General features: G+C 67.3%; 23 protein-coding genes. 13 read left to right on the top strand and 10 right to left on the bottom strand.

What is annotated here, in order from left to right; translation table 11 throughout:
* The first annotated feature begins 110 nt into the window (after positions 1-110).
* From ada to alkB, 3 genes are all read left to right on the top strand, one after another.
* Entirely contained in the window at positions 111-1,244 is a 1,134-nt protein-coding gene (gene ada, locus ACSQ3Q_RS11995; RefSeq protein WP_436136988.1) for a bifunctional DNA-binding transcriptional regulator/O6-methylguanine-DNA methyltransferase Ada, read from the top strand.
* Positions 1,241-1,993, top strand: a complete 753-nt coding sequence (locus ACSQ3Q_RS11990; protein WP_436134598.1) for a 2OG-Fe(II) oxygenase — start codon at positions 1,241-1,243, stop codon at positions 1,991-1,993. The genes ada and ACSQ3Q_RS11990 overlap by 4 nt, the downstream gene beginning before the upstream one ends.
* Positions 1,994-2,224: 231 nt before the next feature.
* Positions 2,225-2,878, top strand: a complete 654-nt coding sequence (alkB, locus tag ACSQ3Q_RS11985; RefSeq protein ID WP_436134597.1) for a DNA oxidative demethylase AlkB — start codon at positions 2,225-2,227, stop codon at positions 2,876-2,878.
* 148 nt (positions 2,879-3,026) lie between these two features.
* Here alkB and ACSQ3Q_RS11980 read toward each other — a convergent pair whose 3' ends face one another.
* On the bottom strand, positions 3,027-4,169 hold the full coding sequence (locus ACSQ3Q_RS11980; RefSeq protein WP_436134596.1) for a DUF3592 domain-containing protein: 1,143 nt from the start codon (positions 4,167-4,169) through the stop codon (positions 3,027-3,029).
* Between the two features lie 368 nt (positions 4,170-4,537).
* Between ACSQ3Q_RS11980 and ACSQ3Q_RS11975 the strand changes: the two genes are divergently transcribed.
* Positions 4,538-5,035, top strand: a complete 498-nt coding sequence (locus ACSQ3Q_RS11975) for an EVE domain-containing protein (protein WP_436134595.1) — start codon at positions 4,538-4,540, stop codon at positions 5,033-5,035.
* 59 nt (positions 5,036-5,094) lie between these two features.
* Here ACSQ3Q_RS11975 and ACSQ3Q_RS11970 read toward each other — a convergent pair whose 3' ends face one another.
* The gene (locus ACSQ3Q_RS11970; RefSeq protein WP_436134594.1) at positions 5,095-5,517 is read right to left on the bottom strand and encodes a helix-turn-helix domain-containing protein; all 423 of its coding nucleotides are present in this window, start codon (positions 5,515-5,517) and stop codon (positions 5,095-5,097) included.
* A gap of 359 nt (positions 5,518-5,876) precedes the next feature.
* Here ACSQ3Q_RS11970 and ACSQ3Q_RS11965 point away from each other — a divergent pair, with 359 nt between their 5' ends.
* The 3 genes from ACSQ3Q_RS11965 to ACSQ3Q_RS11955 all read left to right on the top strand — a co-directional run bounded on the left by ACSQ3Q_RS11965 (position 5,877) and on the right by ACSQ3Q_RS11955 (position 7,280).
* Positions 5,877-6,377 carry a DUF2938 domain-containing protein gene (locus tag ACSQ3Q_RS11965; RefSeq protein WP_436134593.1) on the top strand — a complete coding sequence of 167 codons (501 nt, stop codon included), beginning with the start codon at positions 5,877-5,879 and terminating at the stop codon, positions 6,375-6,377.
* Between the two features lie 64 nt (positions 6,378-6,441).
* Entirely contained in the window at positions 6,442-7,059 is a 618-nt protein-coding gene (locus tag ACSQ3Q_RS11960; RefSeq protein WP_436134592.1) for a flavodoxin family protein, read from the top strand.
* The gene (locus ACSQ3Q_RS11955; RefSeq protein WP_436134591.1) at positions 7,056-7,280 is read left to right on the top strand and encodes a DUF2798 domain-containing protein; all 225 of its coding nucleotides are present in this window, start codon (positions 7,056-7,058) and stop codon (positions 7,278-7,280) included. Before ACSQ3Q_RS11960 ends, ACSQ3Q_RS11955 begins: the two co-directional genes overlap by 4 nt.
* Here the strand turns inward: ACSQ3Q_RS11955 and ACSQ3Q_RS11950 are convergent.
* A complete protein-coding gene (locus ACSQ3Q_RS11950) occupies positions 7,267-8,253 on the bottom strand; it encodes a class I SAM-dependent methyltransferase (RefSeq protein WP_436134590.1) in 987 nt (328 codons plus the stop codon). The two genes, ACSQ3Q_RS11955 and ACSQ3Q_RS11950, sit on opposite strands and share 14 nt — an antisense overlap.
* A gap of 427 nt (positions 8,254-8,680) precedes the next feature.
* Between ACSQ3Q_RS11950 and ACSQ3Q_RS11945 the strand changes: the two genes are divergently transcribed.
* Positions 8,681-8,932 carry a GlsB/YeaQ/YmgE family stress response membrane protein gene (locus ACSQ3Q_RS11945; RefSeq protein ID WP_436134589.1) on the top strand — a complete coding sequence of 84 codons (252 nt, stop codon included), beginning with the start codon at positions 8,681-8,683 and terminating at the stop codon, positions 8,930-8,932.
* A gap of 165 nt (positions 8,933-9,097) precedes the next feature.
* Here the strand turns inward: ACSQ3Q_RS11945 and nudK are convergent, their stop codons facing one another.
* Positions 9,098-9,694: a GDP-mannose pyrophosphatase NudK gene (gene nudK, locus ACSQ3Q_RS11940; protein WP_436136987.1), complete on the bottom strand. Its 597-nt coding sequence runs from the start codon at positions 9,692-9,694 to the stop codon at positions 9,098-9,100.
* Between the two features lie 20 nt (positions 9,695-9,714).
* Positions 9,715-10,146, bottom strand: coding sequence for a DUF4406 domain-containing protein (locus ACSQ3Q_RS11935; protein ID WP_436134588.1), 432 nt, complete (start codon positions 10,144-10,146; stop codon positions 9,715-9,717).
* Positions 10,147-10,241: 95 nt separating this feature from the next.
* On the opposite strand from ACSQ3Q_RS11935, the gene ACSQ3Q_RS11930 reads away from it, so the two are divergent.
* Entirely contained in the window at positions 10,242-11,003 is a 762-nt protein-coding gene (locus tag ACSQ3Q_RS11930; protein WP_436134587.1) for a DeoR/GlpR family DNA-binding transcription regulator, read from the top strand.
* Between the two features lie 33 nt (positions 11,004-11,036).
* On the opposite strand, the gene ACSQ3Q_RS11925 is transcribed toward ACSQ3Q_RS11930, so the two are convergent.
* Positions 11,037-11,984: a LysR substrate-binding domain-containing protein gene (locus ACSQ3Q_RS11925; protein ID WP_436134586.1), complete on the bottom strand. Its 948-nt coding sequence runs from the start codon at positions 11,982-11,984 to the stop codon at positions 11,037-11,039.
* 143 nt (positions 11,985-12,127) lie between these two features.
* Here ACSQ3Q_RS11925 and ACSQ3Q_RS11920 point away from each other — a divergent pair, with 143 nt between their 5' ends.
* Both ACSQ3Q_RS11920 and ACSQ3Q_RS11915 read left to right on the top strand, forming a co-directional pair.
* Positions 12,128-12,562, top strand: coding sequence for a RidA family protein (locus tag ACSQ3Q_RS11920; RefSeq protein ID WP_436134585.1), 435 nt, complete (start codon positions 12,128-12,130; stop codon positions 12,560-12,562).
* A 196-nt stretch (positions 12,563-12,758) separates the two neighbouring features.
* The gene (locus ACSQ3Q_RS11915) at positions 12,759-13,550 is read left to right on the top strand and encodes a hypothetical protein (protein WP_436134584.1); all 792 of its coding nucleotides are present in this window, start codon (positions 12,759-12,761) and stop codon (positions 13,548-13,550) included.
* A 275-nt stretch (positions 13,551-13,825) separates the two neighbouring features.
* On the opposite strand, the gene ACSQ3Q_RS11910 is transcribed toward ACSQ3Q_RS11915, so the two are convergent.
* Together ACSQ3Q_RS11910 and ACSQ3Q_RS11905 are read right to left on the bottom strand one after the other, a co-directional pair.
* Positions 13,826-15,289 carry a sigma-54-dependent transcriptional regulator gene (locus ACSQ3Q_RS11910; RefSeq protein WP_436134583.1) on the bottom strand — a complete coding sequence of 488 codons (1,464 nt, stop codon included), beginning with the start codon at positions 15,287-15,289 and terminating at the stop codon, positions 13,826-13,828.
* Entirely contained in the window at positions 15,286-17,184 is a 1,899-nt protein-coding gene (locus tag ACSQ3Q_RS11905; RefSeq protein ID WP_436134582.1) for a sensor histidine kinase, read from the bottom strand. Before ACSQ3Q_RS11905 ends, ACSQ3Q_RS11910 begins: the two co-directional genes overlap by 4 nt.
* Positions 17,185-17,371: 187 nt before the next feature.
* Here ACSQ3Q_RS11905 and ACSQ3Q_RS11900 point away from each other — a divergent pair, with 187 nt between their 5' ends.
* Together ACSQ3Q_RS11900 and ACSQ3Q_RS11895 are read left to right on the top strand one after the other, a co-directional pair.
* The gene (locus tag ACSQ3Q_RS11900; RefSeq protein ID WP_436134581.1) at positions 17,372-18,049 is read left to right on the top strand and encodes a DUF4166 domain-containing protein; all 678 of its coding nucleotides are present in this window, start codon (positions 17,372-17,374) and stop codon (positions 18,047-18,049) included.
* Between the two features lie 47 nt (positions 18,050-18,096).
* Positions 18,097-19,575, top strand: a complete 1,479-nt coding sequence (locus tag ACSQ3Q_RS11895) for a TIGR01777 family oxidoreductase (protein ID WP_436134580.1) — start codon at positions 18,097-18,099, stop codon at positions 19,573-19,575.
* Between the two features lie 64 nt (positions 19,576-19,639).
* Here the strand turns inward: ACSQ3Q_RS11895 and ACSQ3Q_RS11890 are convergent, their stop codons facing one another.
* Positions 19,640-21,241, bottom strand: a complete 1,602-nt coding sequence (locus ACSQ3Q_RS11890; protein ID WP_436134579.1) for a DUF4034 domain-containing protein — start codon at positions 21,239-21,241, stop codon at positions 19,640-19,642.
* Between the two features lie 58 nt (positions 21,242-21,299).
* A complete protein-coding gene (locus ACSQ3Q_RS11885) occupies positions 21,300-22,445 on the bottom strand; it encodes an RDD family protein (protein WP_436134578.1) in 1,146 nt (381 codons plus the stop codon).
* Between the last annotated feature and the right edge of the window lie 66 nt (positions 22,446-22,511).

Raw genomic sequence — 22,511 nt, 5'->3', positions numbered from 1 at the left:
CACCCCATCCCTAGAGTGCATGGCATCGCAATCCACCTTGTGAGCCATCCACCATGAACCTGAACACCATTCACCGCAGCGCCAACGCCCTGGCCCAACCTTTCACTGCCATGCCCAGCCGTGCTATCCCCTCCGCCAAGGCTGCACAGGCCGTCAACACCCAGGCCGACCCGCGCTGGGCGGCGGTGCAGGCGCGCAGCGCGGCGGCGGATGGCAGCTTCTGGTATTCGGTGCAGTCCACCGGCGTGTACTGCCGCCCCAGTTGCGCAGCGCGGGCGCCGCGGCCTGAGAACGTGCGCTTTCACGCCAGCTGCGCAGAGGCTGAGGCCGCCGGCTTTCGCCCCTGCCAGCGCTGCAAGCCCCAGCAGCCCTCCGCACTGGCGCACCACAGCACGCTGGTCACAAAAGCCTGCCGCTTCATCGAATCCGAAGTGGCCAATGGGCGCACGCCCACGCTCGATGCGCTGGCCGAGCACGTCGCCCTGAGCGGCTCGCACCTGCACCGCATCTTCAAGCAGGCCACTGGCCTCACCCCCAAGGCCTACGCGGCCGCACAGCGCGAGCAGCGTGTGCGCAGTGCGCTCGGGCAATCCGCCGACTCGGTCACCGACGCCATCTACGGCGCGGGCTACCAGTCGAGCAGCCGGTTCTACGAAAAGTCCGCCCAGGTGCTGGGCATGACCCCCACGCGCTACCGTGCGGGCGGCGCGGCACAGCACATCCGGTTTGCGGTCGGGCAATGCTCGCTGGGCGCCATCCTGGTGGCGCACAGCGGGCAAGGTCTGTGCGCCATCCTGTTGGGTGATGACCCAGACGCCCTGGTGCGCGACCTGCAGGACCGTTTTGCCCAAGCCCAACTGGTGGGCGGCGATGCGCAGTTTGAAGCCCTCGTGGCCCAGGTTGTGGCCTTTGTCGAAGCACCCGGGCTGGGCCTTGGCCTGCCGCTGGATGTGCAGGGCACGGCCTTCCAGCAGCGCGTGTGGCAGGCGCTGCGCACCATCCCCGCGGGGCAGACCGCAAGTTATGCCGACATCGCAGCGCGCATCGGCGCCCCCACCGCCACACGGGCCGTCGCCCAGGCCTGCGGGGCCAATGCGCTGGCCGTGGCCATACCGTGCCACCGGGTGGTCAGGAGCGACGGCGCGCTGTCAGGCTATCGCTGGGGCGTGGAGCGCAAACGGGCACTGCTGGAGCGCGAATCCGATGCCGCAGAACCCGCGCTGCGCGAGGACCAAGTGGCATGAGCGCGCAACCGCAGACCACGCAGTCGCCAGAGACAACCCCCTGGCCCGACCGTGTCGTCGCGCTCGACTGGCCCCAGGCCACCGACGACCTGCACACCCAAGGCCATGCGGTGCTGCCGCAGTTGCTGAGCGCTGGCGAATGCACCGCGCTGGCCGGGCTGTACCGCCAAGCCGGCCTGCCGCTGTTTCGCAGCCGCGTGGTCATGCAGCGCCACGGCTTCGGCCTGGGCGAATACCAGTATTTCAGCTACCCGTTGCCCGATGTGGTGGCCGGGCTGCGCAATGCGCTGTACCCGCACCTGTGCCCCATTGCCAACCACTGGAATGCCGCCATGGGCATCGAGGTGCGCTACCCCGCGCGCCATGCGGACTTCATCGCGCGCTGCCATGCGGCCGGCCAGGTGCGCCCCACCCCGCTGCTGCTGCAGTACGCACCCGGCGACTACAACTGCCTGCACCAGGACCTGTATGGCGAGCATGTGTTTCCGCTGCAGGTGGCCATCCTGCTGTCCGAGCCAGGCCGCGACTTCACCGGTGGCGAATTTGTGCTGACCGAGCAGCGCCCGCGGATGCAATCGCGCGCTGAGGTCGTGCCGCTGCGCCAGGGCGATGCCGTAGCGTTTGCCGTGCACCACCGGCCGGTGCAGGGCACCCGGGGGACTTACCGCGTGAACCTGCGGCACGGGGTGAGCCGGGTGCGAACAGGGCAGCGGCACACGGCGGGCATCATCTTCCATGACGCAGAGTAGATATTCACCTCCTGGGTCGCTGCGCCAGGGGCCACCGCCAGAGGCGGCAGCTTTTGCGGCCCGTCCAAGCCTGCGCGGGCAGGCTTGGAGCTACGGCCTCCAGCCTTTCTCCCGGTGCGCGGGAGGGGGACGCACCCGGTGGCCTGACCAAGCCAGTTCCGCGGGTGCACTCGCTTGGGCCGCGCCAGTTTCTGAGGCCACGCGTGCCATGCGCGTCGTGGCTTGTGAACCATGACCCCGGGTCTCTTCGACGATCTGCCTTCCACGCCGCAAGCACCCGAGTGGCTGGAGCCGGGTGCCGTGGTGCTGCGCGGCTTTGCGCTGGCGCAGGCGGCTGACCTGCTGCAGGCCGTTGAGTCCATTGCGGCCACCTCCCCCTTCAGGCACCTCATCACCCCCGGCGGCAAGCGCATGTCGGTGGCGATGACCAACTGCGGACCGCTGGGGTGGATCAGTGACCGCAGCGGCTACCGCTATGGCCCTGTGGACCCCGACACCGGCGAGCCCTGGCCAGCCATGCCCGCGGCCTTTCGCCAACTGGCGCGCAGTGCTGCCGAGGCCGCCGGCTACCCCGGCTTTGCGCCCGACGCCTGCCTCATCAACCGCTACACGCCTGGCACCCGGCTGTCACTGCACCAGGACCGCGACGAAGGCAACTACGACCATCCCATCGTCTCGGTGTCCCTCGGCATCCCGGCCGTGTTCCTGTGGGGCGGCGCAGCGCGCGCAGACAAGGCCCGGCGTGTGGGCCTGTGGCATGGCGACGTGGTGGTGTGGGGTGGGCCGGCGCGGCTGCGGTTTCATGGCGTGCTGCCGCTGGCCGAGGCAGAGCACCCATTGACTGGCGGGGTGCGGATCAACCTCACCTTTCGCAAGGCGGGCTGAGAGCGGCGAACAAAACTCTTCTGGCGTCGTTGCCGCGTCTTGTCGTACTACTCGTACTGCCTGCGACGCAGCGCCTAGCCAGAACCGCTTCGCTGAGTTTTGTTCGCCGCTCTTAAGGCCGACGCGATTACTTGCGGTCACCCGCGGTTTATCTCGGGTACCCCGTCTGCGCAGCGATGGCGGCCAGCAAGGCTTCGGCGGCTTGTGCGCCGCGCAGGCTGTCGGCAATGGTGAGCTTCTTGCCCGTCTGGAGCTCCACCTCGACGCGGTAGAACGTGTCCTGGCGCGACCCGGTCTGCACCGTGTAGCTCACGGTCGAACGCAGCCGCAGGATATCGCTGGCGGGTGCCTGGTGGTGGACGAGCATCAAGCCACAAAGCCGTCGCTCGGTGCGGATGCCTCGGCCGTCCAGCTCCACGCTCAGGCTGTTGGCCACCGCGTAAAAACCGCCCGCCACCGCCGCGCCGCCAAGCCCGCCCAACAGGATCACGAAGAACGTGGGCATGTCGTGGCCCCCCAGCGCCGCCACGCCCACAAAAATGCCGCCTACGGCCATCCAGATGAAGGTCTGCTTCCACGATCGGCCATAGGGGTGGTACAGCCGCACGCCGCCCGGAATGCGCTGCAGGTTGCAGGCGGCCTCGATGTCAGCGCGGGGGATGTCTTTGGACCGCGGGCGCCGGGTCTGCGACTCCTGGGTCGGAGTTTGCGTCTGTGCGTGTGTCCTGGCCCGGGGCGCCGCGCCCCGGCGTCCACGCCAGGCGCCATAGAGCATGCCAAAGCCCACCCCGCCAAACACCACCACAAAGACCATTTTGAAGAGCAGCAGGCCCAGGCGCAGGCTGCGGTCCAGCACAGCATCGCTGGGGTACGCGGGGTTCACCCATGCCTGTACCGTCTGCCCCTGGCGGTGCGCGGCCTCCAGCCGTTCACCCAGCTCCTGCTGGAAATCGCCGACGTTGTCGTTGCCACCGCCAATCGCCACGCGCTTTCCCTCATAGTCCCGCCCCGCCACTTGATACCGGTAGCTGGCCGAGACGCCATAGGTGGTGGATTTGCTGCCGCGCGAGACGTTGAGGCTGGCCGACGTCAGGGTCGCCGGCACAGGCTGCCAGCCCTGCATGCGGCCCCAGTCGTACAGCGTGGGCAGCACGCCCAGCAGCAGCATGCCCAACCCACCGGCGGCAAACGGGAGCGCGAACAGCGCCAACACCCAGAAGCCCGTCTTCTGATTGCCCTTGGTGGCTTCGGCTTTGCGCTGCTTTTTCTTCAAACTGTTGCTGGTGGCCATCGTCGTCTCCCGTGCGTCATTGCCCATCGCGCGAAGGGGCCTGCTGCCACCGCGCAGTGGCAAGCCCTCTCGGCACGGGGTTGGACGCCCTCCTCCCTGATGTTCTTTGTTGTGTGTTGGACAGCCGGCGGCTATGGCGCGGCATGGGCCGGATCGTACCGAGCATGGCACGGCGCGCCCTGCGATTTTGCGGTGGGCTCGGCGGAGGTGCAATGGCTGGGCACGGATGGCGTTTTATGCATGTTTTTGGCCGCTAGCGCTTGATTGACAACCGTTTATAGCTACTAAATTAATAGCAATACACACGTAGACAGGTCCCGCAGCCGCCGGGATACCCAACCGCAACCGTCTTTGCCAAAATACCGCCCATGACCACGGCCCCCGCTGCCCCCCACCCCGCGCCGCGCTACTGGCTCATGAAGTCCGAGCCCGACGAATGCTCCATCGACGACGCCCTGGCCGCGCCCGACGCCACCGTGCCCTGGACAGGAGTGCGCAACTACCAGGCGCGCAACTTCATGCGCGATGAGATGCAGGTGGGCGATGGCGTGCTGTTCTATCACTCGAGCTGCCCCGCGCCGGGCATCGCAGGCATCGCCCGCGTGGCCTCGGGCACCCGGCCCGACCCCACACAGTTCGATCCCAACTCGCCTTACAACGACCCCAATTCGCCCCCCGACAAGCCACGCTGGCTGCTGCTGGACGTGCAGGCCGTGCAAAAGACACGCCTGATGCCGCTGGCTGAAATGCGCGCGCACCCCGACCTGAGCGAGATGCGCGTGCTGCAAAGGGGAAGCCGCCTGTCCATCACGCCTGTCACTCCGGCCGAGTGGGAGGCCATCGTCGGCGCCTTGCAGGCAGGCTGACGGAGCCCTATCCGGCCGTATCGCAGGCAGCTCCGCTGCACGGCCCTAAGGCCACACCCTCACCCCCGCCGCCGGGGCATCAACTCCCGCGGCGCAATGTCGCCTGATGCGGCGGATTGCAGCAGCTTGCGGAACGACGGGCACTCCATGTGGCTAGGCGCCGGGCACACCGCGGCATGCCGAAGGCTCGCGCTCATGGCTTTCAGGCGCCGCACCATCTCATCGATCTGGTCCGCCTTGGTGGTGAGCATGGCGCGATCGATGTCGGGCTGGCCGTCGGGCGCAAACATGGTGGCGATCTCGTCCAGCGAGAAACCCGCCACGCGCCCCAGCGCAATCAGCGCCAGCTGATCAAGCACCCGTGCGTCAAAGATCCGCCGCAGGCCATGGCGGCCGGTGGAAGCGATCAACCCCTTTTCCTCGTAGTACCGCAGGGTGGATGCGGCCACACCCGAGCGCTTGGCCACTTCAGCAATGTCCATCACAAAAAACCTCTTGACTTCAAGTTGACTTGAATTCTTACAGTACTTAGGGCGTGTCATCCACCAATACCCCCACGCGCAGGCTCCGCAATGCGGATGGATGCGCGAAGCGAGGCGCGGCCCATAGGCATCTATGGGCAAGCCGAGCGACAAAGCAGACGCCGCATTGCGGGGCCTGCCCAAAGGGAAAGCCAGCCAGGTCGCACATTGCGTCGTTGCCCTTCGCTTGTGTAGCCGAGCTACGCGGCGCTCAGGGCGCCTAGCACTGCGCGGCCTGGATGGCTTTCGCGTGGGGGTATTGATGGATCACACGCCCTGAGCACCTGTACTCAGTCAACTGTGAAAGAAACGAGGAACGTATGAATGAATGGACCCGCGACGTATTGCACGTGCTCTGGATCGGCGTCGGCGCGACGGCGGTGATGGACGCATGGCTGGTGGTGCTCCGGCGGCTGGGCGTGCCCACCCAGCCCTTTTCGCTGATTGGCCGCTGGGTCGGGCACATGCCGCGTGGCCGGTGGTTTCACGACGGCATCGCCAAGTCGGCGCCGGTGCGCGGTGAAGCGGCGCTGGGCTGGCTTGTGCACTACGCCGTCGGCATCGGCTTTGCGGTACTGGCCGTGCTGGCAAATGGCCGCGGCTGGGCCGCCCAACCCACCGTACTGCCAGCGCTTGCCGTTGGCATCGCCACCGTGCTCGTCCCCCTGTTGGTGATGCAGCCCGCGATGGGCAGCGGCATCGCGGCGTCACGCACCGCCACGCCGTGGCGCAACCGCCTGCGCAGCCTGGCCAACCACGCCGTCTTCGGCCTGGGCCTGTACTTCGCCGCCTGGGCGTGGAGCCGGTCCTTCGCCAGCTGATGCAGCCCCCACCCACCCCGATTTCCCCAACCCCTGACTTTTATTGAATGGAGAGTTTGAAATGATGAACCACAAGAAAATTGCCGTCGTGTTCCACAGCGGCCACGGCCACACCGAGCACATCGCCCAGCACGTGGCGCACGGGGCACGCAGCGTGCACGGCACCCATGCGCAATTGATCGAAGCGGCCAGCCTCACGCCCGCGCCCGATCTACTGCAGGAATTCGACGGCCTGGTATGGGGATCGCCCACCTACCTGGGCGGCGTGTCGGGGGTGTTCAAAACCTTCATGGACGCCACCGGCGGCATGTGGCGCCGCCAGCAGCTGCAAGGCCGGCTGGCGGCGGGCTTCACGGTGTCGTCGCTGCCTTCGGGCGACAAGCAGTCCACGCTGATGTCGATGTTCGTGTTCTCCATGCAGCACGGGATGATCTGGGTGGGCAACCCCATCCTGCCCGAGCAGCACAGCGGCACGCCCTATGACGAGGCGGCCAACCGGCTGGGCTCCTGGTCGGGCCTGATGGCCCAGGCCGGGCACGCGTCGCCGGCCGATGCCTTTGCGCCCGGCGACGTGAAAACGGCCCACATGTTCGGGCAGAACTTTGCGCGCAAGGTGCACAGCTTGGTGCAGCACACCCCGCACACCCCAGAGCAGCTGGCCGCCGCAGAGGCCGCAGCATGATCCCGCAGCGCTTTGCGCCGGTGCTGTTCGGCTTGATCCTGTCGGGCCTGATGTCGCTGCTCGTGTCGGGCATTTCCACGTTGCACGCGCGGGGCTGGTCTTCTGGCTTCGTCAGCGTGTGGGCCGGCGCGTGGCTCACGGCCTGGGCTTTTGCCTTCCCTGCCGTGCTGGTGGCCGCCCCGCTGGCGCGGCGCTGGGTAGCGCGGCTTACGTCGCCGTAGTGGTCGCAGGTTCTGGGGACACCAGATCGGGCGCGCGGTACACCAGCACCTTCAGCGCCCGGTCCGCATCCTTGTCCGTAAACACGGCCGGGTTGGCCACGCGCTCGATGAACTCAAGCTCCGGGGCCAGCTCGCGCATCTGCTCTTGCAAGAAGGCGGCGCCCAGTTCTGGCGCGTTCAGGCACAGCAGCGCGTGGCCGCCCGGCGCCAGCAGGTCGGGCAGGCGCCGCATGAGGCGCGCGTAATCCTTGGTGGCCACGAAGCTGCCCTTTTGGTAGCTGGGCGGGTCGACGATGACGAGGCCATACGGCCCGCCGCGGGTGATCTTGCCCCAGCTGCTGAAGATGTCGTGTGGCAGGAACGCGGCGCCGGTGGTGATGCCGTTGAGCTGGTGGTTCTGCTGCCCGATGCCGATGGCGCCGTGGCTCATGTCGACGTTGACCACATGCCTGGCCCCCGCCTGCAGCGCCACCACCGAGAAGGCACAGGTGTAGGCAAACAGGTTGAGCACTTTGAGCCCATAGCGGTCGGTGCTGCGGGCCGCCGCGTAGTCGCGCACCCAGCGGCGGCCGGCGGCCATGTCCAGGAACAGGCCGTGGTTCTGCCCGCGCAGCACATGCACGCGGTAGCGCGCGCCGGCCTCCGTCACGGTGTGCGGGTCGGGCACGGCGCCGGCCATCAGGCGGGTTTCGCTGCGGCCTTCGATGCGCAGGGCCTCGCCGCGGTGCTGAAAGACCCAGTTGAGCGGCTCGCCAGCCGGTGCGATCTGCGCCCAGCGCGCCTCCAATGCCGTACCGATGGCGGCCAGGTCTTCGTCCGTGGCGGGCGCAAAACTCGTCAACACAAACACCGGCGGGTACGCATCAAGCGACCACTGCTCAGACCCCGCGTACAGCCCACCCCGGCCATGAAAGACGCGCTGGGCGTCCGTGGGCAGGGGCATGGCGGCGATGGCGTCGAGCAGGGCTTGCATGGAAGAAAAGAACAGGTTGGGGAACCGAAAATAGGAAGAAAAATAGCCGCCAGCGCTGGATAGACAAGCGCTGATAGCTACTGAAAACATAGCACCACACATTATCGCGCTTGTGGCCAGACGGGCCGGTGGGGCGGTCGCCGCGTCGGCAGAGAGACTCTGCGCGATGCGGATGATGGATGTGACAGGCGCATGCGCCCGGGGCAGACGCCGAGCGTTGCGCAAGGAGCCAGGTCTGCCGGGCGTGTGTGCACCAGACCTTTGCGGCACGCAACCCCTTGTTGTGCCGTGCGCGTTCAGGGCGCCGCCGGCGTGCGGCTTCGGCCTACAACGAGCCGAGATTTAGCGCCAAAAACCGCGGCCTCAAATGCAACTACAGTCGCTGCCGGGGCCACCTGACGGCCTGAACCTCTTCAAAAGGAATTCCATGCTCTCCATTCTCGGAACCATCGTTGTCGGCTTTATCGTCGGATTGCTCGCGCGCGCATTGAAGCCGGGCAATGACAAATTGGGCTTGATCATGACCACCGTTCTCGGCGTCGCCGGGTCGCTGCTGGCGCGCTATGTGGGCGTGGCCATGGGCTGGTACGGGCCCGATGCGCCGGTCGGCTGGATCGCGTCGATCAGTGGTGCCATCGTGCTGCTGGTGATCTACGGGCTGATCAAGAAGAAGGCGTGATCGCCAGGCGAGTCGCTCTGTAGCGCCCTGAAATTCGCTACTCAGCCTGACTCGCCGGACCACCCTCAAATCCAGCCCGATCCATTCGGGCTAGGCCGGTCGAAGCCAAGCGTTTCTCGCAAACGGCACTTCGACCGCGTCAACCCCAAAAGCACACGGGCGGCTCTACCCCGCCCCGCTCTGCAGCATCAGCGCCACATGCTGCAGCAGCATCACCGTCTTGCCGTCCTCGATCACGCCGCTGCCAATGCCCGCCAGGGCCTCGGCGAGCGGCATCTCGATCACTTCGATGTCTTCGCCCTCGTGGGCGAGGCCGCCTCCGGTGCGGATGCGGTCCTGCGGCGCGTATTCGGCGATGAAGAAGTGGAGCTTTTCAGTGACCGAGCCGGGGCTCATATAGGCCTCGAACACCTTGCGCGGCTGGCGCACGCGGTAGCCGGTTTCTTCTTCGGCTTCGCGGCGGATGCAGGTTTCGGGGTCGTCCCCGTCGAGCAGGCCGGCGCAGGTCTCGATCAACATGCCGTCGTCACTGCCGTTGAGGAACGCCGGCAGCCTGAACTGGCGCGTGAGCACCACGGTACGGCGGCGCGGGTCATAGAGCAGCAAGGCTGCGCCGTTGCCGCGGTCGTACGCTTCGCGGCTCAGCGTCTGCCACTGGCCGTCGCGACGGCGCAGGTCAAAGGTCACCTTGCGCAGCGTGTACCAGTGGTCGGACAGCACTTCCACCGACTGCAGCTTCACTTGCTCGGTACTTGCGGGCACTGGCGCGGGCACGGGGCGGCTCACAGGCTTGGCTCCGTTGCGGGGATGGCTACGGCGATGGCGGCTTGCTGCCGCAGCGGCAATTCATCCACGTCGTAGACCACCGGCAGGCCCCGAGCGCGCGCCCGCTCCACGTCCATGTCGGCACCGCGCGAAGCGCCGGGCAAGCGCAGCACGGCATCGCAGCGCGCCAGCAACCGCTCGGCCACAGGGTATTGGTAGGCATGAAAGACCGCGTCACCCGGCTCGCGCCCGCCCGCCGCGTGGATGATGGGCAGGGCCAGCCATTCGCCCAGCAAAGGCAGGTGGCCGCGTTCATAGATGGGCAGCGCCGCAGCCTCCAGACGCGCGCGGTTTGCGGCGATCTTGCCGGGGTCGCCATCGGTGCCCGAGAGGTAGGGGCCGGCGATGAGCACCAGGAGCGGAGGGTTGGGGTCGGTGGAAGGTGTCATGGTTTTGCAGATTTCAATTCGTGCAATATCATGTACAAACACGCAAATTCACGCAACCCCGGTGATCGCCGCCCACTGCCGCAAGTTCAACATCCATGCTCACCACCCAACGCAAACAACTCATCCTGGACCGTCTGCGGCAAGACGGCCAGATCGTGGCCAAGGCCCTCAGCGAGGAACTAGGGATTTCGGAAGACACCGTGCGGCGCGACCTGCGCGAGCTGGCGGCCGAAGGCCAGCTGCAGCGCGTGCACGGCGGCGCCCTGCCCGCCTCGGCCGCCGTGGGCAGCCTGCAGGTGCGAGAGCACCTAGCCACCGACGACAAGCGCGCGCTGGGCCGTGCGGGCGCGGCCCTGGTGCAGCCCGGCCAGGTGGTGATTCTTGACGGCGGCACCACGTCGCTGCAGGTGGTGTTGCACCTGCCGCTGCACCTGCGCGCCACCGTGGTCACGCACAGCCCGGCCGTGGCCATGGCTTTGGCGGGGCACACAGAGATCGAGGTGCTGGTGCTCGGCGGCCGGCTGTTTCGCCATTCGATGGTGAACGTGGGCGCCAGCGTGGTCGAGGCCGCCTCGCAATTGCGCGCAGACCTGTACCTGATGGGCGTGACCGGCGTGCACGCCGAGGCGGGCCTGACCACGGGCGACTTTGAGGAGGCCGCCGTCAAGCGTGCCCTGCACCAGCGCGCGGCCGAGACGGTGGTGCTGGCGTCTGCCGACAAGCTGGGCGCCGCGTCGGCGTTCACCGTGGCGCCGCTCAAGGCGCTGGCAGGGCTGGTGGTGCCGGCCGCAACGCCCGCCCGGGTGCGCAATGCGTTGAAGGCTGCGGGCGCACAGGTGCGCGTCGCGCAGGCCTGACCCGCCTGCAGGAACGCGCAGGGGTAGTGGTGGTCAATCCGCCGCCCGGTTGGGCCGCTTGCGTGGCGGGCGCACCGGCGGGGCATGTTTTGCCATCAGCGCCGCCACCCAGTCGATGAACACCCGCGCCTTGGCGCTGACGTGGCGGTTGGGCGGGTAGGCCACGTACAGTGGCATGGGATCAAGCACCCAGTCCTCCAGCAGGGCCACCAGTTCGCCACTGCCCAGGTGCGGGCGGGCCATGTAGTGCGGCAGCCAAAGAACGCCCATGCCGGCCAGCCCGGCCGCAAGGTAGGCGTTGCCGTCGTCGACCGCCAATACATAGCGGCCCTGCACCTGAATCTCCTCGGCGCCGCGTCGCATGGCGTAAGGAAAGGTCTTGCCCGTGCTCGACCACAAAAAGCCCACGACGCGGTGGTGCGAATCCTCCAGCTCGTGCGGATGCGCAGGCCTGCCCGCACGATCCAGGTAGCTGGGTGACGCATACACGCCCAGCTGCAGATCACCCACCCGTCTTGCGATGAGGGACTGGTCCTGGATCTCGCCCCCGCGCACCACGCAATCGACGTTGTCGCCGATCAGATCCACCATGCGGTCGCTGACGCCCATGTCGAGCTGGATGTCGGGGTACTGGGCATGAAACTCCGGCAGGGCTGGCACCAGGATCAGCCGGGCCAGCGGGCTGGGCACATCCACCCGCAAGCGGCCCCGGGGCGCGGCGGACGCGCTCGACAGGCTGGTCTCGGCATCGTCCATGTCGGCCAGGAGCCGCACCGCGCGCTCGTAGTACACGGCCCCATCGGCCGTGACCTGCACGCGCCGTGTCGTGCGGTGCAGCAGCTTCACGCGCAGCCGCGCCTCCAGTTGCTGCACCAGCTGCGTGACCGTGGTCTTGCTCACGTGCATGGTGTCGGCCGCCTTGGTGAAGCTGCCCGATTCGACCACCCGCACAAACGCCTGCATTGCATCGAACCGGTCCATGGAGCTCCTGCCTCGTCAAAGATTGTTTGGAGTTTACAAACAGTGATGGACAGACCTCCCCGTTTATCTGCCGGGGACACGCCGATAAATTCTTCTCATCACCCACCCGGGCCCACGCTGGCCCTTTTGAAAGGACTCGCCTCATGACCCGATCCCCAACCCACTCCTCCCCGCGCGACGTGGTGTTTCCGCCCGGACGCCAGGCGCTGTACGAGAAGAACCGCTACTCGCCCGCCATCCGCTCCAACGGATTTCTCTTCGTCTCCGGCCAGGTGGGCAGCCGGCCCGATGGCTCGCCCGAGCCCGACTACCAGGCCCAGGTGCGGCTGGCGTTCGACAACCTCAACGCCATCCTGCAGGCAGCCGGCTGCACGTTCGACGACGTGATCGATGTGACGGTGTTCATGGTGGACCCAGAAAAGCATTTCGAAGCCGCTTGGGAAGTCGTGGGCGAATACTGGGGCCATGCGCCGCACCCCACGCTCACGGGCATCGGCGTGACGTGGCTGTATGGGTTTCAGTTCGAGATCAAGGTGATTGCGAAGCTGCCGGAGGGCGCGGCCACTGAAGTCGCGTAGTTCGCGCCTCCCACGTCACCACTGCGCGGCTCGACATCTGCGAGCCTTGCGGAGCAAGCCACGCCTGTGCGCGTGGCCGGGCCCATGCGCGGCCAGCCATGCGCGACCGTGGGGCTCCGGCCTACAGGGCCTAGCGGCGTGCCGCCGATAGGATAGGTGCCTCTCCACCCTTACGGCCCGCCGCACCGCCGACCCCATGCGCAACCTGATCGACTTCAGCTCCTGGTCTACCTTGCTCACCACGCTGATGGGCTTGCTGGTGGCCACCCTGGTCATGGTGGGTACGCGGCTGGTCTTCATGCAGACCATCCAGAAGCGTCGGGAGCGCGAAAACCGCCAGATCAACGAGCGGCTCAAGACACTGATCGCCGCCTACAAGACGCTGGGCGGCTCTTTCACCGGGCAACTGCAGGTGAACCCCGCACACATGCGCGACCTGCGGCGCCAGCAGGTGCAAACCAGCGGCGTGCAGGTGGCGGCGGCGGACCCATCGGACACCGATGCCTTTGATGCCGAGGCTTTGGCCCCCGCCCCCGAACTGGCCAGCACCGAACGCCAGCGCCGCGTGCGCGATGCGGTAGAGGCCGCGCTGTCCGACGTGATTCTGCTCGGCACCGAAGAACAGGTCGAGCTGGCCGCCCGCGCCGCGCAGGACATGGTGGCCGGGCGCAGCATCGAGACCGCGCAGCTGGTCGTGTCCCTGCGGCACTTCATCCGCGCGGCGTTGGACCTGGAGGCGATTCCTGGCTCGGTGGCCATCCCCAACCAGGGACCGCTGCGCCCGGCCGGCAGCAGTGCGGGCGGCGCCGCAGGCAGGCGCGCGGGCGCGGCTGGCAGGGCCGAAGCTGGTGGGGGGCGCGGCGGCAGCGGCGGTGGTGGTGGCGACGGAGCCGGCACAGGCGGTGCCGGGCTGGGCGTCATGGCGGTGGGAGCGGGTGTGGGCTCTCGCGGTACCGACGCCGAGGCACAGGATGGACCCGGGCGCTGACCCTCCTGTCCGGCAGACAGGTCGCAAAGCCCATGGCGGATGCGGCGGCAACTGATGACAACGTGGAAGCGCAACGTGTTCTCACCGTAAAAATGCAACAAAATTGCTGCCTAGCGCTTTATCTATATGGGTTTATTGCTATCTTTAATATAGCAATCGGCAATTTGCCGCTTGAGAGTGCGCCCTTTCGGACCCGTCGCGCACAGGCACTGCCGCCGATGCAGACGAAGAAATCGTGCGTCACGGTGCCCGTAGCCGTGGTCACGCTCGCTGGCTCACTTCAACCCCAGCCGCGTCAGCTTCTTGATCAACCCCACCCGCGAAATCCCCAGCCGCCGTGCCGCCTCCGACTGGTTGCCCGCCACCGCCGCCATGGTGTCGCGCACCATGCGCACTTCCAGCTCCATCAGCGCGGCGTCCAGCGGGCCGGTGCTGCCGGGCGGGGCCAGCGGATGGGTTTTGAGATTCGCTGCGGTGTCGCCCACGTCGGGCATATCGCCGCTGGCCAGCTGCAGCAGCTCGGCATCCACCTCGCGCTGGTCGGGCATCAGCAGTGCACCAGCCGACTCCACCACCGCCTTGAGCTCGCGCACATTGCCCGGCCACTCGCGCGCCATCAGCCACGCCAGGGCGCTGGCCGACAGGCTGGCACGGTGCGCCACGCGGTGCAAGAAGCGCGTGGCCAGCAGCGGGATGTCGGCGGGCCGCTCGGCCAGCGACGGGGTGCGCAGCACCACGCCCTTGAGGCGGTAGAACAGGTCTTCGCGGAAGGTGCCTTCGCGCACCATCGCTTCCAGGTCGCGGTGGGTGGCGGCCACCACGCGGGTGTCGGCACGCTTGGGCACACGGCCGCCCACGGGCACAAAAGTGCCCTCTTGCAAAAAGCGCAGCAGCTTGACCTGCATGGGTGGCGGCATTTCGCCCACCTCGTCCAGAAACAGCGTGCCGCCGTGGGCGGCTTCGACCAAACCTGGTTGGTCGCGGTAGGCACCGGTAAAGCTGCCCTTCATGTGCCCGAAAAGCTCACTTTCCAGCAGCTCGGCCGACAGGGCGCCGCAGTGGATGGCGACAAAGGCCTCGCTGCGGCGGGCGCTGCAGGCGTGCAGGGCGCGGGCCACCAGTTCTTTGCCGGTGCCCGTGGGGCCCAGCACCAGCACGCTGACGTGGGTGGGCGCCACCCGGCGCACCAGGGCCCGCAGTTGCACCGTGGCCGCCGCCTGCCCCACCATGCCGAGATCGTCCAGCGACTGCCCTGCGCGCAGGGTGGCCAGTTCGGCATCCAGCCGCGCCTTGCGCAACCCGCGTGCCACCACAAACCGCAGCATGTCGGGGTCAATGGGCTTGGTCAGAAAGTCCCAGGCGCCCAGCTCGGTGGCGCGCAGGGCCAGCGCGTGGTCGCCGTGGCCGGTCAACACCACCACCGGCACGCGTGCAAAGCGCGGGATCAGCTCCAGGCCGATCTCCGGGTCCATGTGGGGCGGCATGGCCAGGTCCAGCAGCACCAGTTCGGGCTGCTGTTTGGCAAACGCCGCCAGGGCCTGATCGCCATCGCCCGCCAGCGTGACGGTGTGGCCCAGGTTGCGCAGAAATGCGCCGCCCAGCCGCTGAAAAGCTGCCTCGTCATCGACCAGCAGCACGTGGCCGTTGACATGGTCGCTTATCGGCTCGCCCGCTGCCGCGGCGTCATGCTCTGCACCCGGCGGGGCGCCGGCTGCGTTGTCTGTGGTGTGGGCTGTCATGGCAGGCGTTGCGTCGTCGTCAAAGGAAAGCGCAGCGTGAAGCATGTGCTCCACGGTGGCCGCTCGGTCAGCGCCACCGAGCCCCCGTGCGCAGCCATGATCCGGGCCACGATGGCCAGGCCCAGCCCGGTGCCGCCGGGGCTGCGCGATGCAAAGGGCTCGAACAGGCGGCTGCGAATTTCGTCGGGTACGCCGGGGCCCGCGTCGCAGATGTGCAGCAGCACGGCGTCGGCGGTGGTTTCTGCGTCGATATGCACAGGGCTGTGTGTTGCTGCCGTGTTTGCGCCTCCAGCAACCTCGGTATCCACCTCATCAGACGCCATTGCAATGCGCGCGTTCTCCAGCAAATTGGTCAGCGCTTGGTCCAAGCGGCGCGGGTCAGCCTGCAAGACTAGCGGCTGGGCCAGGCCCGCGCCCAGGGTCACGTCGGGCAACCGCAGGGCCGCGTTGCGCACGTGGGCAGCCAAGTCCAGCTCACGGGGCACCAGCTTCCAGGGCTTGGCAAAGTCCAGCAGGTCGTGCGTCAGGTTGGCAATGCGCGCCACCTGGTCGGCCACCTCGCGCCGCGTCTCGCCGGGCGCCGCGGCCACCGCCATCGAGATGATGTTGAGCGGGTTGCGGATGTCGTGCGCCACGGTGGCGGCCAGCGCGCCCAGCTCGGCCAGCCGCGCCTGCAACTGGCGCTCGCGTTCGCGGGCGGCAAACTGCTGGGCCTGCTCAACCCGCGCCGCAGCCTCGGCCACCACCGTGCCAAACAGTTCGGCCACGTGGCGCGGCCCGGGCGGTGCGGCGTCCCAACCCTGCAGCGTGGTCTGCCAGCCTTGCTCGCCCGGGGTGCACACCAGCTGCGGGGTGCTGCCGGGTGGCGTTGATGGGGCTGATGACGTTGAGGGTGTTGTTGACGCGGACGGATCGCCAATCTGCACTTCCACCTGCGTCCCAATGCGTGCACTCAGCAGCGTGGCGGCCTGCTGCGCCAGGGCCTCGGGCGTCTCCATCGACAGCAGCGCGCTGCGCCACGCACCCAGGTCGGCAATCGACACCTCGCCCCCTGGGTACACCAGCCGCTCGGCCACACGGCGCACCGGGCCGTTGAGCGCCAGCACACTGGCCGCTACCGCCAGCCCACCCAGCCAGCGCGACTCAAACGGCAGCAACGGCGTGAGCGCCAGCACCACCGCCCCCAGCGCCAGCAGCAGCGCCCATACCAGCGCGCGTCGTGCCCAGGCGTTGGCCACAAACACGCCATAACGCAAGATGCCGTAGACCAGAATCAGCGAATACAGCGGCAGGCCCAGCAGCGGAAACGGGTAAATCGGAAAATCCAGCACCGCAATGCCGTAGCCCGCCAGGCACAGCAGCCCCCACAGGCACGACGCGGTGACGGCGGCAATCTGCCGAAACTTCTGCCCGTCACCCGACCGGCGCGCGCGCAGCAAGGCCAGCAGCAGCACCGCCACACCGCCAATGCCCAAAATCACCCAGGCCATGCTGGCCACAGTGCCCACCGGGTCGGCCACCGCAATAAAGCCAATGTCGCGGTGCTCAACCAAGTGCCCCGGCACCAGGATGACGGAGACCACCGAGGCGCCCCCACCCAGCGCATAGGCGGCAGCAACGCCCCAGCGGCCCAGGTCGACACGGCAAAACACCGTGCAGAAATGAAAGAACAGCGCAGAGGTGAACGGCGCTGTGGCCAGCAAGCGCATCGCCACCGGTTCGGTCTCCGGCCCCAGCCAGTTAGGCAGCTCGTTGCCCACCATCCACAGCGAGATCCCGATCAAGAACGCCGCCAACAGGCGGGCCCCCGCCACGCGGTCGGCCCAGGCCAGCAGCAGGGCTGCCAGCACCAGCGTTTCGAGCACCGAGAACCCGAGGACGGCGTGGATCAGCATGTGCAGACGGTGGCGGTGATCATGGCGTGACCTGTTCCAAGCGTTAACGGTGGGGGCTGCGCGCACTGTAAACCAAGTATGCAGCCAGCCAAGCAAATTTCAATGAAATCAACCACTTGCAGCGGCCGCTGAGCCTGGCCCGGGTTTCGCAATAGAGAGTGCAACCGCCACTCTCGCAAAGCCCGCCATGTTTGCCCTTTTCACCCCAGCGCCCCGCCACTGCACCGCCAACCCAGCACACGCAACGCCAGTGTTGGACTTGCCCGCCCTGGCCGGCGCCGCAGCCTGGGCACGCCTGCCCGCCGCCGTGCAACGCCGCTTTGGCACCGCTCACGCCGACGTGAGCTACCACGGCCAGATGGACCTGCGCTGCTCGCTGATCGGCCACGTCTACGCCGCGCTGACCCGGGCCTGGGGCGGCCCGCTGACCCACATCAACACCACCGCCCTGCCCGCCACCGTCAACGTCAGCCACAACGGCCGCGGCGGCGTGGTGTGGGAGCGGCGCTTTCACACCGGCACCGAAACCGAAAACGGCACCAATAACGGCGCAGACCGCACCGTGCGATCCACCAAGGAGCTGGGCACCGACGGCACCCTGCTGGAGCGTACCGACGGCGGCCTGGCCATGTCGCTCGACGTGCTCGAAGAAGACGGCGCACTGGTGTTCCGCAGCCGCCGCTTCTGGTGGGTGCTGGCGGGCCTGCGCATCCCCGTGCCGACCTTGCTGACGCCCGGCACCTGCCGCGTCGCCCACACCGACCTGGGCGCAGGCCAGTTCCGCTTCACGCTGAGCATGGTGCACCCGCTGTGGGGCGAAACCTTCCACCAGTCCGGCGTGTTCACCGATCCCGTGGTCGATTGACCCACCACACCCGTCGGCATCGATTCATCTTCACACTCACACACACCATGACCGCCATGAACACCATCTTCCTGCTGCTCTCCATCCAGGCCGCCTTGGGCGCGTTTGACAACCTGTGGCACCACGAGCTGCAGGCCCGGCTGCCCCAGCGCACTTCCGCGCGGTACGAACTCTCGCTGCACGCCGCGCGCGAGGCCATCTACGGCGTCGTCTTTGTCGGCCTGGCCTGGTTTGAATGGCGCGGCGCCTTTGCCGCCGTGCTCGCGGCCCTGCTGCTCGTCGAAGTGGGCATCACCCTGGCCGACTTTCTGGAAGAAGACCGCACCCGGCGCCTGCCGCCGTTCGAGCGTGTGCTGCACACCGTGCTGACCATCAGCTACGGCCTCTTCCTTGGCCTGATCGGCCCCGTGCTGTGGACCTGGGCGCAGCAACCCACCGCCATGGTGCTGGCCCCGCACGGCTGGGTGTCGTGGCTGTTCACGGCCTATGCCGTCGGCGTGTGGGCCTGGAGCGTGCGCAACACGCTGGCCGCCATCAAGCTCTACCGCACGGCGCCGCCTGCACAGCCCAGCACCACCCTGCATGCCCGTGGCCTCCAACCCCAGCCAGCCACCCTGGTCACCGGCGCCACCGGATTCGTGGGCAGCGCCCTGGTGGCCGACCTGGTGCGCGACGGCCAGCGGGTGATCGTGTTGACCCGCGACGCCCTGCAAGCCCGCGCCAGCTTTGGCCCCAGCGTGTGGGTGGTGGACACGCTGGACGCTATCCCGTCTGAAACGTCCATCGACGCAGTGGTCAACCTGGCGGGCGCCCGCGTGCTGGGCATGCCGTGGACCCAGGCGCGCAGACGCCAACTGCTGGCCAGCCGCGTCGACACCACCGTGGCCGTCGTCAGCCTGATGCGGCGCCTGCACAAGGCCCCGCGCGTGCTGGTCAGCGCATCGGCCGTGGGCTTCTACGGCGCATCGCCCAACGCGTCGATGGAGCCCTTGGACGAAACCACCCCACCCCGCCCGGGCGAGTTTCAGTCTGACCTTTGCGCGGCCATCGAACACGAGGCGCGCCGTGCCGAAGCCCTGGGTGTGCGGGTGGTGCGCATGCGGTTTGGCGTGGTGCTGGGGCACGGCGGTGGCGCGTACCCGATGCAGGCACTGGCCGCCCGCCTGGGTTTGGGGGCCGTGCTGGGGCATGGTCGCCAACCTGCGCCGTGGATTCATCTGGCCGATGCGGTGGGGCTGGTGCGGTTTGCGATGGCGCACCAATATCTGCAAGGCCCCGTCAATGCTGTGGCGCCTGAGGCGGTGACGCAGGCCACATTTGTGCGAGCTCTGGCTGCATCGTTTGGGCGACGCGCCTGGCTGCGTATGCCGGGACTGCCTTTGCGGTCCGTGCTGGGGGAAATGTCGACTCTGTTGCTGGACGGGCAGAACGCGGTGCCGCGTGCCGCGCTGGCTCAGGGATACCGGTTTGTGCACCCGTTGCTCAGTAGAGCCCTAGCTCACCTTGCAAAGGGTAAAAAGGCCTGACGCAGATTTGTAACCCCGAAAATATTAGTCAACGCGATTGGACGTCTACGCCCCAGGCGAACCGCTAGGCGAACAGCTTTCCCACCCAATTCTTGATGCTGGCGCCCAGGCCGACGCGCTCGCGGGCCGACTCGTACATGTCGGGGCTCAACGCCTTCAGGCGTTGCAGCAACTGCTTGGCAGTGCCCCGGTCTTGCGGCGTGCCCCGCCCGAACCACAGGCAACAAATCCAGTCGCGCATGGCATAGACGTTTTCTCCATCGGCCGCGATCTCCAGGTGGTAGGCAGCACTTTCAAGGTCTTGCGCTATGCCGTCGCCGGTGAGCAGCGCCTTGCCCAGGCGCTCATGGGATGACAGATTACCCATCGAAGCCGCAGTTGCCCAGTACTGGATGGCCAAAGCCTTGTTCAACGTCTGCCCGTCTTCGCCGTCGAAGTGCGCGATGCCCAGGTTGAACATGGCACCGCTATTACCCCATCGCGCGGCTTCGCGCCACCAGTCGTACGCGCGCGACTTGGCGGCATCGTCGCCGCGCTGAAAGAACTCGATGGCGCCCATCACGAACATGGTTCTGGGCGAAAACTGCTGCATGCCGTAGGTGGCCACCCGCCCAAGCTGCTCCTCGATCGCGGGGCGCTGGTCGGCGGCTGCAGCCTTAAGCTGGTTGCTCAGCCAATGGGCCACCGAGCTTGCCGCGCTGCCGCTGCCCCACAGCATGGCCTCTTCAAAGTACGCGATGGCAACGTCCTGTTGACCCAGCGCTTCGTAGTGGTCGCCCAGCCGGTCAAACCGGTCTGCCTCTGGCGCCAAGCGCACGGCGCGCAGCAGGTGATCAACTGCCAGCTGCATCTGGTCTTTGTAGTGGTGTTGCCTGGCCAGCTGGGAGTGCGCGTCGTCAAAGTCAGGCGCTTCGTGCAGGATGCCGTTGAGCAAGGCGATGGCGCGGTCCGAATCACCGTTGCAGGCCTCGATGTCCGCCAGTTCGGATCGGTGGGTGGCGTGCACGCGTTTGCGCTCCTCGTCGGGCCACGAGGCACTCCACTGCTGCGCGGAGCGGAACAACGCGTCGACCTCTGCCAGCGACCCGCCCCACTTGGGGTTCAGCGCCCACATCACGCGGCCATACAGCACCGGGCTGTGCGGCAAGTGAGGTTGAGCCAGCGCGATGTAGTCGTGCTCAGGGTCGTCGCTGCCCGCACGCGCCATCGTGATCCCCACCGCAATAGCCAGCGTGGGCCGCGCGGACGCCGCCAGGGCGCGGTGCAGGTATGGAAACGCCGCATCGAAATGCTCCTGCATCACCGCAAACTGCTTTTCGCTGGTCTTGTCGACCGTACAAGTACCGCGCGCTTGCCAGGCCACGGCGCAGTGCAATTGCGCCGCGAACAGCAGTGCCGCAAAGCTGTGAGGGTACGCCTGCACCCACGCCTGGGCGGGCTCGATCAGATCGGCCCGCTGCAAGCCCATGTGGGACCACGCGCGCGACAACCCCAGGTCAGACAACGCACCCGACTCGAAGGCGGCCCAGGTGGGCGCCAGCAGGGCTTCGAGCGCGTCGAACTGCCGCGTCTTGAGCAGGTCCATCACCTTCAAGGCAAATTGCCGTTGCGGGTGGTTGAGAACGGCAGGGTCGAGAAGGTGTTGGTGCTGGGACAAAGCAGTCATCATCGGTAAGTGTCTGGGTGCGATCGGTGCCGCGCTGAAGTGGCGGCCACCAACCAATTTAAGAAGTGGTGGGCGCGGTGCTTAGCTTGGCCTTGCAGCCGGTGGGCAGCAGCGCCCGCTCGATGTCAGGGCTGCCGCAGGTCCATTTTTTGATGGACTTCTTGCTGAAGTTGTACTCCGGCGCCAGCACGATGTGTTTGCCCGCGACCGGCCCGCTCTTGATCTGCAACGTGACGGGCCCGCGGGGCTCTGTGGTGATGCTGGTGAACACTGCACCCATCTCTGCCTCCAGAGCTGCCAACGCAGGGTCGCTCCAGTCGAGCTCCAGGCTTTGGCCTTGTTCGAATCGCTGGCTGAGCAGGTGCGTGAGCTTTTTGGTGGCGGCCTTGGCGTCTGACACGGCGGACATGGTGGGGTCCTGGGACTCCTTGTACAAAGACCACACCGCCGGAACGAAGAGCCACAGCAATGCACCCGCAATGCACCACGCCAGCAGGTTCTTGAACACATCGAACGCCCTGGACGCCCGCGTGACTTGCTGCCTGGCGTTCTTTACATCGGCTCGCACCGGGGCCTGCGGAGCTGCACCGGCCTGCACGCCCTGGGCCTGCGCGATCAACGCTTCATGAAACAGCTCCGGCGCAGCGCGGGCCGCGCGGGCACTGGCAGGCAAGCGCTCGATGACCGTGGTGCCCCCCCACACATCGTGAAGGTGCCGTCCGCCGGTCAGCCACGGCTCGATCAGCTTCCACACGATGGGCAACGCGATGTGCAACACGTACTTGATGAAGTGCCGCCACATGCTGGTGATGAGCGACGGCTTTTCACCATGTGTCGTCACCACCTGAATCTTCAGGCACCGTTTGCCCAGCGACCCAGGTCCGGCGTCGAGCAACGCGGGCAGAAAAAATAGCACCACGGCACCCAGCAGCTTGAGCCAGATGGACCAGGACATATCCCACACCACCACCAGCCACACCGCGGCAGAGACGAGCATCTGCACGCCATCGATCACCGTGGCCAGGGTGCGGCTCAGGTCGGTGGCGAGATAAACGGCGGCCGGGGTGGCCGCTGCGGCGGGTGCAGGCTGCTGCGCGAAGGCTGAAGTGAAGTCAGGCTCGCCGCCGCTGGCGAGCGGGGCGCGGCACATCACGCACTGTGTGGCTTCGCCAGGGTTGTGCCACTGGCATGTTGAACATTTCATGTGAATGGAAAGGCGGGGGCGCGCAGGGAGATAAGTGCCAATACTTCTAGGCTCTGGGGCGGGCCA

Origin of the sequence: Acidovorax sp. LjRoot129 (genome assembly GCF_964253765.1) — a bacterium.
Classification (GTDB): domain Bacteria; phylum Pseudomonadota; class Gammaproteobacteria; order Burkholderiales; family Burkholderiaceae_C; genus Acidovorax.
The sequence above is the reverse complement of the archived record's forward strand: the minus strand, read 5'-3'. Positions and strand labels throughout refer to the sequence as shown.

What these genes read in the sequence shown, in the direction of transcription:
- ada (WP_436136988.1), top strand. Translation starts at nt 111, where the DNA reads ATGCCCAGCCGTGCTATCCCCTCCGCCAAGGCTGCACAGGCCGTCAAC.
- ACSQ3Q_RS11990 (WP_436134598.1), top strand. Translation starts at nt 1,241, where the DNA reads ATGAGCGCGCAACCGCAGACCACGCAGTCGCCAGAGACAACCCCCTGG.
- alkB (WP_436134597.1), top strand. Translation starts at nt 2,225, where the DNA reads ATGACCCCGGGTCTCTTCGACGATCTGCCTTCCACGCCGCAAGCACCC.
- ACSQ3Q_RS11980 (WP_436134596.1), bottom strand. Translation starts at nt 4,169, where the DNA reads ATGGCCACCAGCAACAGTTTGAAGAAAAAGCAGCGCAAAGCCGAAGCC.
- ACSQ3Q_RS11975 (WP_436134595.1), top strand. Translation starts at nt 4,538, where the DNA reads ATGACCACGGCCCCCGCTGCCCCCCACCCCGCGCCGCGCTACTGGCTC.
- ACSQ3Q_RS11970 (WP_436134594.1), bottom strand. Translation starts at nt 5,517, where the DNA reads ATGGACATTGCTGAAGTGGCCAAGCGCTCGGGTGTGGCCGCATCCACC.
- ACSQ3Q_RS11965 (WP_436134593.1), top strand. Translation starts at nt 5,877, where the DNA reads ATGAATGAATGGACCCGCGACGTATTGCACGTGCTCTGGATCGGCGTC.
- ACSQ3Q_RS11960 (WP_436134592.1), top strand. Translation starts at nt 6,442, where the DNA reads ATGAACCACAAGAAAATTGCCGTCGTGTTCCACAGCGGCCACGGCCAC.
- ACSQ3Q_RS11955 (WP_436134591.1), top strand. Translation starts at nt 7,056, where the DNA reads ATGATCCCGCAGCGCTTTGCGCCGGTGCTGTTCGGCTTGATCCTGTCG.
- ACSQ3Q_RS11950 (WP_436134590.1), bottom strand. Translation starts at nt 8,253, where the DNA reads ATGCAAGCCCTGCTCGACGCCATCGCCGCCATGCCCCTGCCCACGGAC.
- ACSQ3Q_RS11945 (WP_436134589.1), top strand. Translation starts at nt 8,681, where the DNA reads ATGCTCTCCATTCTCGGAACCATCGTTGTCGGCTTTATCGTCGGATTG.
- ACSQ3Q_RS11935 (WP_436134588.1), bottom strand. Translation starts at nt 10,146, where the DNA reads ATGACACCTTCCACCGACCCCAACCCTCCGCTCCTGGTGCTCATCGCC.
- ACSQ3Q_RS11930 (WP_436134587.1), top strand. Translation starts at nt 10,242, where the DNA reads ATGCTCACCACCCAACGCAAACAACTCATCCTGGACCGTCTGCGGCAA.
- ACSQ3Q_RS11925 (WP_436134586.1), bottom strand. Translation starts at nt 11,984, where the DNA reads ATGGACCGGTTCGATGCAATGCAGGCGTTTGTGCGGGTGGTCGAATCG.
- ACSQ3Q_RS11920 (WP_436134585.1), top strand. Translation starts at nt 12,128, where the DNA reads ATGACCCGATCCCCAACCCACTCCTCCCCGCGCGACGTGGTGTTTCCG.
- ACSQ3Q_RS11915 (WP_436134584.1), top strand. Translation starts at nt 12,759, where the DNA reads ATGCGCAACCTGATCGACTTCAGCTCCTGGTCTACCTTGCTCACCACG.
- ACSQ3Q_RS11910 (WP_436134583.1), bottom strand. Translation starts at nt 15,289, where the DNA reads ATGACAGCCCACACCACAGACAACGCAGCCGGCGCCCCGCCGGGTGCA.
- ACSQ3Q_RS11905 (WP_436134582.1), bottom strand. Translation starts at nt 17,184, where the DNA reads ATGCTGATCCACGCCGTCCTCGGGTTCTCGGTGCTCGAAACGCTGGTG.
- ACSQ3Q_RS11900 (WP_436134581.1), top strand. Translation starts at nt 17,372, where the DNA reads ATGTTTGCCCTTTTCACCCCAGCGCCCCGCCACTGCACCGCCAACCCA.
- ACSQ3Q_RS11895 (WP_436134580.1), top strand. Translation starts at nt 18,097, where the DNA reads ATGACCGCCATGAACACCATCTTCCTGCTGCTCTCCATCCAGGCCGCC.
- ACSQ3Q_RS11890 (WP_436134579.1), bottom strand. Translation starts at nt 21,241, where the DNA reads ATGACTGCTTTGTCCCAGCACCAACACCTTCTCGACCCTGCCGTTCTC.
- ACSQ3Q_RS11885 (WP_436134578.1), bottom strand. Translation starts at nt 22,445, where the DNA reads ATGAAATGTTCAACATGCCAGTGGCACAACCCTGGCGAAGCCACACAG.